Raw genomic sequence first — 8607 nt, forward strand, 5'->3', positions numbered from 1 at the left:
GGCGAGGCCGGGGCGCGGCGGGGAAGGTGGCGGTGTTCGGTATTCTGGAACGTGCGGGCAAGGTGTACACGGTAGTCCCCGACGGCCTCAAGGCCAAGACCCTGATGCCGATCATCCGGCAGAAGGTCGTGCCCGATCCCATCGTGTACACCGACGGGTTCGGCGGTCACGACGCCCTGGACGTCAGCGAGTTCAGGTACGAGCGCATCGACCACGACAGAGGGCTGGTGGACGAGAAGGGCAAGCAAATCAACGGCATCGAGAACTTCTGGAGCCAAGCCAAGCGCGTCCTGCGCAAGTACAACGGCATCCCCCGACCCAGCTTCGAGCTGTTCCTCATGGAGCGCGACTCCCGTTTCAACTACGGCTCACCCAAGCAGCAGCTCCGCCTGCTCAAACGCTGGCTCAGAAAGGAGGGGGTAACCTAGGTTTATCTAGTACAGCCCCTTTCGTTTTACAGACTCACGGCCTCAAGCCCGCTCTGAACAGCTCTCTCACACGGGTTTGGTCCAGAGACGGGTCCAGGAAAACCGGGGTCCGGGCTCGGGACCCTGAGCTGCCCGCGAACTGCCGCCGGGGCGTGCGGGGTGGGTGCCTTGGGGAAGGCCCTCGCGTCCCCGGCACGGGGGTGCCTAGCGGGGCTGCACGTTCAGCCCGACCCCGCTGACGTCGCCGCCGTAGTTCAGGTCGACGGCGGTGCTGCCGTAGAACTCGCCGGGCTCCCCCAGCACGCCGTCGTGGTCGCGGTCGTTGCCGGCCTCGAGGGTGTAGCGGCCCGCGGGGACGTTCTCCAGGGCGAAGCTCCCGCCCCGGTCCGCCCGCGCCTCGGCCACCAGGGTACTCCCCTGCCGCAGGCGCACCCTGAAGTCGGAGTAGTGGGCGCTGAGCAGGTCGCGGGCGGCCTTCACGGCGGCCTCCGCGTTGACCAGCCCGTAGCCGTAGTACGGGTCCCAGCCCGCCGCGCCCAGGTCGGTGGCGGTGTTGGCCAGGATGAGCTTGACCTGAGCCGGGGTCAGGTCTGGGTTCGCGGCGAGCATCAGGGCTGCGACTCCAGCCACGTGGGGCGAGGCCATGGAGGTACCTTCATAGTGCTCGTAGCCACCACCCGGCACCGTCGAAAGAACCCCTCCGCTGTTGCCGTAATTGGTCTGGTCGCCCCCAGGCGCCGCCAGCCAGACCGCACTCCCGTAGTTGGAGTAGGGGGCCTTGACGTCGGTGGGGCCGGTGGCCGCGACGGCGATAGCGGTGGGGTCGGCGGCGGGGTAGAAGGCGAAAGGGCAGTTGGAGTTCCCCGCCGCGGCCACCATGGTCGCGCCGTTGCTTGCGGCCAGGGCCATGGCCCACCTCGTCGTCTCGTCCAGGGGAACCTGGGAGCCGCAGGGGTTGCTGGAACTCCAAATTCCCAGGCTCATGTTGACGACCTTGGCTTTCGCAGGGGGGCAGACCTGCTGGCCAGCGCTGTTGTACACGCAGAAACCCGCCGCGTAGAGGATCCCTCGCGCCAGGGTGTAGGCATCCCCGCCCGGGCCGATCACCCGTACGGGAAGCACTTTGCTGGCCCAGCTCACCCCCGCGACCCCGGTGTTGTTGTTGGTCGTGGCCGCGACCGTCCCGCTGACGTGGGTGCCATGCCCGTTGCCGTCAGCAACGTTAGTGCTGTTGGTCAGGAAGTCGTAGCCGGGGAGGATCTTGCCTGCCAGGTCCGGGTGTGAGCCGTTGACCCCTGTGTCCAGCACGGCTACGGTGACCTCTGCGCTACCTACGGTCAGGTACCAGGTCTGGGGGAGCTTTATGGCGGCATAGTGCCACTGCTGGCTATACAACGGATCGTTCGGGGTAGCCAGGGCCTGGATGACCCTGTTAGGCTCCACCGAACGGACACGGCCGTCCAGGCGGAGCTTCCTGACGACGTCGCCCACAGCCTTGCCCCCCGTGTGCAGCTTGAACACCGGCAGCTCGGGGCTCAGAACCCCGGCCAGGCTGAGGCCGTGGTCCGCAGCCAGCGCAGCGGCTGCTCCCTGCAGCGCCTGGCGGCTCGCCTGGGGCAGGCTACGCGCACCACGGGGGCTCAAGCCCTGCTTTACCGCGACCATGCCCGGCTCGAGCGCCACCAGCACCTCGCCCGGCACGTAGGTCCCGGGCTCCAGGGCCAGGGGCCTGGCCCCCAGGCTCCCCGGCCGTACCTGGTCCGCAGGGCCGGTGATGTTGCCCGTGAGGCTGGGGAAGCGCATGTAGACCGTGATGGTTTCCCGCGCCGAGCTGCCCTTGAAGAGGACGGTGCCCGCGTAGTGGCCTGGGGTGAGGCCGCTGCGGCTCACCGTGACGGTGACGGTGGCGTCGCCGCTCCCCGAGGCCGGGCTGACCTGGAGCCAGCCCTGGTCGCTCTGGGCCGTCCATCTGCCGTCGGCGGTCACGCTCACCGTGGCCGAGCTGGTGCCGGGGAAGGAGAGGTACTCGGAACTGGCCTCGATGGTGGTGGCTCCCCCATTGCCGCCAGAGCCTCCACCGCCACCCCCGTTACAAGCTGCGAGCAGCAGTAACAACCCTGCAGTAGCTGCACGTGCGAATCCCTTGATTTTCATAGACCACCTCTCGAATAAAGATATACGTTCCAGGGAATAAATTCAGTGCAAATGAACCTGGAGAAGAGGGCCTGACCAGTGCTCAGCCTTTGTTTAGGTCTCCTCAAACGTGTGCGGTCTTCAGAGGGGGGATCCAGGGGGCTGTCGCCCCGAGAGCGGGGGCAAACCCCGTAAGACCCCACCGGAAGGGGGGCAGGGGGTAGGAGGACCCATGAGCAAAGAATCGAACAGCATCGGGGTCTTCGTGCCCGTCGAGGTCAGCGAGGAGAAGACCTTCTGGAACCGCGTCGGGGCCGCGTTCGTGAACAGCAAGGGGCCCTCGCTCTTGCTGGACGCGGTGCCCGTGGGCGGTCGGGCGGTGGTGATCTCGGAGGAGATCGCGGTGGGCGAGGGGCCGTATCGGGTGCTCACGCCGGTGGAGTACGGGAAGGACGGCGAGAAAAAGACCCGCTGGACCCGCGTCGGCACCGCGCTCGGCAACAAGAAGGGCCTCACCGGGCTCTTCAACGCCCACCCCGTGAGCGGCAAGGCGGTGGTGATCCTGGCGGAGGAGCCGAGGGAGGGGGGTGAGGGCACGGACGACCTGGCGCTCTGAGCGGGGTCAAAGCTGGCGTACATGGGAAGGGGGGCTACGGCCGCCCTTTTTTCGTTCTGCAAGGATGTCGGGTGTGGATACACAGATGCTCTTCTACCTAGCGGGCCGAGGCTGTCCTGCTGGAGGGACGGGTGCACCGGGTGGAGGGCCTACCCCAGGTCTACGTGGCGCGGGGGAGTGAGAACTACCTGGTGGACCTGGAGCGCGAGTCTTGCGCCTGTCCCGACCGGGCTAAGGGGAACACCCGCGAGCACCTGCTGGCGGCGCTGCTTCTGCCCGAGGTCATCCGGCTCAACGCGGAAGGGGGGTGGGTAGGTGCTCCCTCCCTCCTTTAGAGCAGCCCGTAAAGGCGCTCGAGATGTTCGCCTTTCAGCGTGTACTTGGCGCCGGCGAGCCCCGCGATGAGCCCCCCGAACTCTGCCTTACTCGGTCGGGAGGCCTTGATCCACCCGGACAAGACGTCCATACCCGACAGCACCTTGACCGCGAGCTGCTGGGCGGCCCGGAGCGCGGCTTTATCGGTGCTGGTGAAGACCGCCACGCCGCTATAGCGGAGGGCTAGCACGAGGCACGCGGCCTCACCCTTCCCGATGCCGAACTGTTGCTCGAGCTGGGCACGCTGAGGCAATTCCTCCAGGGTTATGGGGTCGATGACGAGGCTCCCCCGCTCCAGGTGGCGGGGGAGCTGACGGCTGTTGTCGAGCCAGGTCTGGTAGCGTTTAGCCTGATCCGGAGGAAGCCGAGCCACGGAACGCCGGGCCCAGCGTAGCCCCCGCGCCAGCTCGCTCAACTCCTCGTCGTCGCCGTCGTCCAGCGGCAGCAGGCCCTCGTCCTGGCGGTAGACTTCCGCGGGGAAGTAGGCCCTTTCGCTGCCGATGCCGGTGAGCAGGATAGCCAGGCCCTCGGGGTGGGCGAAGGAGAAGTGCCGCAACGCGTTGGTGTCCAGCACGGGCCTAAGTGATGGCATAGGGCTCGGGTTGATCCTCCGGGGATGGCTCCATCAGCTCGTCGAACTCGACCTCGCTCATGCCCAGGAGGCTCGCCGCGCGGCGTCGGGAAATCGCCCCCTGCTCGAGCGCCTTCTTCACCAGCTCCACGTAGGCGTAGGGGTAGCGCTCCTGAAGGGGCAGCGCCGCCCTCCCCAGCTCGTAGTCGGCGACCGGGTAGCCGAGGGCCTTGGCCCGCCATAGGATGCCCTTCAATTCGACCTCCCCCCTGATCCTGCGCTCCGCCTCGAGCTTCCGCCGCATGGCCTTCGGGCTAACCCCGAAATAGCGGACGAGATCGGCGATCTCGTCCGCGTCGGTCACGGTGTCGACCCCCATGCGCTCCAGCCGCTCCTCCAGGGCCGGGGTCGGGATCAGGAAGTGGCTCGCGAAGCTGTCGGCGAACTCCTCGGCGGGATCACCCAGCCCGTGTCGGCACAGGATGGCCTGGCGGCCGTAGTGGTACAGCCCGTGCGCGAACTCGTGGGCCATCGTGAACGGGCGGCGCACCGGGGCCTGCTGCTCGTTCAGGGCGATGACGGCGCCCAGCCGGGGGTGCCAGAAGATCAGCCCAGACAGATCATCCCCTGCCCCGCCAAACGGCACGGTGAAAACGTGGTAGCCATGAAGCTCGAGGAAGGCCTTCATGTCCCTGATCGGGACGTTCCCCAGGTCGTAGTAAGCTCGCGTCCTCCCGGCTAGCTCCGCGACGGCCGCTTCCTCGAGGGCCGAGTCCTCCAAGGGGGCAAAAGGGCTGTGCGCTCGTTCGGGGATTCTGGTCCCGGTCCTCTCGTAGAGGTCCTCGAAGGCCTTGACCAGTTGCACCAGCCTACCGACCCCGGCCTTCCCCTCATCGCTCAGTTCGGCCCCCTTCTCGCGCAATGCCTGTTCCCACGATCGGGTTTCCTGCCCCTCGAAGAAGAAGTTGAGCGGCACGCCGTAGAGCTTGGCGAGGCGTTCGAGGACGAGGGCATCAACCCCCCGCTTGCCCGTCTCGTACTGGGACAGGGCGGGGCCCTTAAGGCCGAGGCGGGCGGCCGCCGCCTCCTGGCTGAAGCCCGCCTGTTCGCGCGCCTTGCGCATCCGGTTACCCAGGGCAATCGGTTCCATACACTCACCCCCTGACCCGCTGACTACTGGCACATAATAACAGATTGTTATTATGTAAACTACTAATATCCAATTTCTTTGCATTTTGTTAAAATTAACGCTAACCTCGAGGGGGCCCTGGGGTTCGGGGTATCACCGGGGCTGAAGAACCGCAGACCCCGAGGGAGGTGCAGCAGGCGTGGCCAAGAACACCGGCAAAGGGTTCCGGCGCGGGGCAGTAGACGACCGCTCGCAGACCCACAACCCGACTACCGGCCGCTGGACGAAGCGCGACACGGACACTGGCCGCTTCATCGACCAGAAGTCCGACGGCAAGCCGTTCAAGGGGGTACGCAAGGAAAAGTAGCCAGCGCAAGGGGCGAACTTGCCCGGCTACGGGTCAGACGTCATCCGGCGCCGCCCGCCGGATGAGCTTCTGAGTGGCCCGGGGTGTAACGGGTGTGGCGGCTGCTCTCGAAGGGACAGCCCCGGGTGCACCGGTGAGACGGAGGCGGATCCCCGGGGCCGGCAGGGGAGGGAAGGGCAGGATAGAAGAGCAAAAAAGAACCCCCCAGAGAAAAGGACGGTCCCAGGAGGCGTACAGGAAGGACTGAGGGCTACTCGGCGACCCTGGCCAGGAGCCAGCCGCGGGCCAGCGGGATGAGGAGCTCGCCGGCGAAGCAGGGCCGCCTGGCCCGCGGGCGCCTCGACCTGTTCCTGTTCCACTTCCTGACCTACAAGCTCGCCAGCGACATCAACCTCAACAACCTGTTCGACGCCTTCCGCGGCTGGTGGAGCCGCCAGGAGCGCAGCACCGAGGAGGGCCTGCGCGAGCTGCGCCGCAACAGCGACGCCTACCGCGAGCTGCTCGAGCCCGACCCCTCGACCCGGCTGGGGGCCTTCGCCGAGCGGCTGCTGCGGATGGAGCTCTCCACCGTCTACCCGGTCCTGCTCTACCTGCTGGTGGAGGCCGGGCTACAGGGGGCGGAGCTCGACGCCGCCCTCGACGACCTGGAGTCCTACCTGGTGCGCCGCTTCGTGGCGGGGCTGGAGACCAGCAACTACAACCGCTACTTCGTCGGCCTCATCCAACACCTGCGCGGGCGCGGGGGCCAAGCCCGCGAGGCCCTGCGCGAGTACCTGCTGCAGGGCAGCAGCCCCAGCACCCGCTGGCCGGGCGACGAGGAGTTCGCCCGGGCCTGGCTGCACGCCCCGGCCTACCGGCGCATGAGGTCACGGGGCACCGAGATGGTCCTCAGGGCCCTGGAGCAGCGGCTGCACACCAAGTACCAGGAGCGCATCGAGATCAGGGACGGCCTGACGGTCGAGCACGTGCTGCCCCAGAAGTGGAGGCAGCGCTGGCCCGCGCCCGCGGCCTCCCCCTCGCCCGACGAGGCCCCCGAGGACCGGCGCGCCCGCCTGCTCCACACCTTCGGCAACCTGACCCTGCTGACCCAGGCGCTCAACACCAGGAACAGGAACGACGCCTACGCCCTCAAGCGCGGGCTGATCACCCGGCAGAGCGCGCTGCGGCTCAACCTGTACTTCCGCGACGTGGAGGAGTGGGGCGAGGAGCAGATCCTGGAGCGGGGCAGGCGACTCTTCGAGCTCGCCCTGGAGACGTGGCGCTTCCCCGAGGGCGCGCCCCAGCCGGTGGTGAATGGCGCAGCTGTCGTCGGGGACGCGGACCCCGAGGAGCCTCTAGCCCTTGTGGACCCTGAGGCCTTTGTCGCCGCTGTCGCCCTGGACCTGCGGCCGCGCCTGCCCGAGGGCTGCGCCCTGGGGGAGCTGCGCGGGGGGCAGGAGCTGTGCTACTTGCAGGTCCACCCGGCCGGCTGGCACCACCTGGCCCACTACGAGGTGCTGGTCAGGGGCGACGCGGTGTCCGTCGACTTCCACCGGGAGCTGCGCGCCCCCGAGCGCCGCCCCGCCGTCGAGGCGGCGCTGGCCCAGCTGCTGCCGGCGGTGCGGGAGACCTTCCCCGAGCAGGCCGTCGAGCTCACCGGCACCAGGGTCTTCCGCTGGCTGACCGTGCGCTTGGGCACGGACGAGAGACCCGGGCGCGCGGCCGCCGCTCTGCTCCGCCTCATCGAGCACACCTTCGCGCGGCTAGTAGAGCGGCTCGAGGGGGTCAGGGACTGAGGGCAGCACGACCATTCCGGCCGGTGATGGGGTAGACGGACCCGGCCCCAGCGCCCGCCGGGCAGGGGTGACCGGGCGGTCCCCGCTGAGGCCACCCCTGCAGCAGGGGCGGGGGGCCGTCGCCGGCACGGCGGTGACGCCAGCCCCAGGCCAACAGCGGCGTCACCGCCAGGTCGGGGATGGGCTCGACGGGGTTGTCGCGCACGGGCTTATTCTAGCTGCGCCCCGCAGCCCGCTCGAGCGCCTCCAGCGCCAGGATCCGGACGCCGGCCTGCCGCGGGTGAACGTCCTTTACATGTTCGTTCTCCTCACCCGCCGACCTTCGCAGCACTCGAGGCACAGCCCGGGGCCGGGGTGCCGGGGGTCAAGTCTGGAAAAGCTCGAGCGGGGGCACCCGCCCGCCTCCTCACCCCACACCCCGAGCCGTGCGGGCACGCCCTTGCCCTCAGCGCGGCAGCATGACCCCGTCGAGCACCTTCCGGGGCTCGCTGCGGCTGGTGTAGGAGCCGTCCCCCAGCTGGCCCCAGCCGTTGGCCCCGAAGGTCCACAGCGTGCCGTCCCCCAGCAGCACCAGCGAGTGGTCGCCGCCCGCGGCCACCGCCACCACCCGGCCCGTGCCCTGCATCACCTGCCCGGGGCGGTTTCGGCCCTCCGGGGTCATGTCCCCGAGCTGCCCCGCGTTGTTGGCCCCGAAGGTCCACAGCGTGCCGTCGTCGCGGATAACCAGCGTGTGGGCCTGCCCGGCGGCTACCGCCACCACCCGCTCCATCACCTGCACCGGGTGGGGTTGATCTGTGGAGTCGCCGTTGCCCAACTGTCCCGCCCCGTTGGACCCGAATGCCCACAGCGTGCCGTCGGTTTTGACTGCCAGCGAGTGCGCCCAGCGCGCCGCCACGGCCTTCACCCCCGCCATGACAGGAGTAGGCACCGGGGTGTAGGGGGTCGCCCGGCCGCCCAGCTCGCCTGAGGCGTTGTTCCCCCAGCTCCACAGCGTTCCGTCCTGCCCCACCGCCAGGGAGTGCTGGCCCCCGCCCTCCGGCCGCCCTAGCCGGAGGCGGTCCAAGAAAATCGACGCTTCCGCTCTCCCGGACCCGGTACGCTTACCCGCCCGCTCCAGGACGGCGTTCCCTCCCCGAGCCTCTCAGAGCCACGGCAAGGCCCCCCGGCGGCGCGCCGGGGGGGGAAGGGCCGGGGAAGGGGCGGCCTCGAGGGG

The 8607-nt window shown here is 68.8% G+C and carries 10 protein-coding genes; 5 read left to right on the forward strand and 5 right to left on the reverse strand.

Features of this window, described 5'->3' with window-relative positions; genetic code table 11:
• A partial coding sequence (locus tag Mterra_RS16400) for an IS1595 family transposase (protein WP_119316142.1) occupies positions 1 to 428 on the forward strand: 428 nt, incomplete at its 5' end.
• Between the two features lie 204 nt (positions 429 to 632).
• Here Mterra_RS16400 and Mterra_RS16405 read toward each other — a convergent pair.
• Entirely contained in the window at positions 633 to 2582 is a 1950-nt protein-coding gene (locus Mterra_RS16405; protein ID WP_119316143.1) for a S8 family serine peptidase, read from the reverse strand.
• A 211-nt stretch (positions 2583 to 2793) separates the two neighbouring features.
• Between Mterra_RS16405 and Mterra_RS16410 the strand changes: the two genes are divergently transcribed.
• Both Mterra_RS16410 and Mterra_RS16415 read left to right on the forward strand, forming a co-directional pair.
• Entirely contained in the window at positions 2794 to 3177 is a 384-nt protein-coding gene (locus tag Mterra_RS16410) for a hypothetical protein (protein ID WP_119316144.1), read from the forward strand.
• Positions 3178 to 3308: 131 nt separating this feature from the next.
• Positions 3309 to 3512, forward strand: coding sequence for a hypothetical protein (locus Mterra_RS16415; RefSeq protein WP_245971666.1), 204 nt, complete (start codon positions 3309 to 3311; stop codon positions 3510 to 3512).
• Here the strand turns inward: Mterra_RS16415 and Mterra_RS16420 are convergent.
• Complete coding sequence (locus Mterra_RS16420; protein WP_119316145.1) at positions 3509 to 4126, reverse strand: hypothetical protein; 618 nt, start codon at positions 4124 to 4126, stop codon at positions 3509 to 3511. The genes Mterra_RS16415 and Mterra_RS16420 overlap by 4 nt on opposite strands.
• Before the next feature lie 4 nt (positions 4127 to 4130).
• Positions 4131 to 5273: a helix-turn-helix domain-containing protein gene (locus Mterra_RS16425; protein WP_170159707.1), complete on the reverse strand. Its 1143-nt coding sequence runs from the start codon at positions 5271 to 5273 to the stop codon at positions 4131 to 4133.
• 178 nt (positions 5274 to 5451) lie between these two features.
• On the opposite strand from Mterra_RS16425, the gene Mterra_RS22480 reads away from it, so the two are divergent.
• Together Mterra_RS22480 and Mterra_RS16430 are read left to right on the forward strand one after the other, a co-directional pair.
• A complete protein-coding gene (locus Mterra_RS22480; protein ID WP_170159708.1) occupies positions 5452 to 5619 on the forward strand; it encodes a hypothetical protein in 168 nt (55 codons plus the stop codon).
• Between the two features lie 293 nt (positions 5620 to 5912).
• The gene (locus Mterra_RS16430) at positions 5913 to 7394 is read left to right on the forward strand and encodes an HNH endonuclease family protein (RefSeq protein ID WP_119316147.1); all 1482 of its coding nucleotides are present in this window, start codon (positions 5913 to 5915) and stop codon (positions 7392 to 7394) included.
• On the opposite strand, the gene Mterra_RS22000 is transcribed toward Mterra_RS16430, so the two are convergent.
• Together Mterra_RS22000 and Mterra_RS16435 are read right to left on the reverse strand one after the other, a co-directional pair.
• Complete coding sequence (locus tag Mterra_RS22000; protein ID WP_147372886.1) at positions 7384 to 7599, reverse strand: hypothetical protein; 216 nt, start codon at positions 7597 to 7599, stop codon at positions 7384 to 7386. The two genes, Mterra_RS16430 and Mterra_RS22000, sit on opposite strands and share 11 nt — an antisense overlap.
• Positions 7600 to 7839: 240 nt before the next feature.
• The gene (locus Mterra_RS16435) at positions 7840 to 8457 is read right to left on the reverse strand and encodes an RCC1 domain-containing protein (RefSeq protein WP_170159709.1); all 618 of its coding nucleotides are present in this window, start codon (positions 8455 to 8457) and stop codon (positions 7840 to 7842) included.
• Between the last annotated feature and the right edge of the window lie 150 nt (positions 8458 to 8607).

Source organism: Calidithermus terrae, from assembly GCF_003574345.1.
Taxonomy (GTDB): domain Bacteria; phylum Deinococcota; class Deinococci; order Deinococcales; family Thermaceae; genus Calidithermus; species Calidithermus chliarophilus.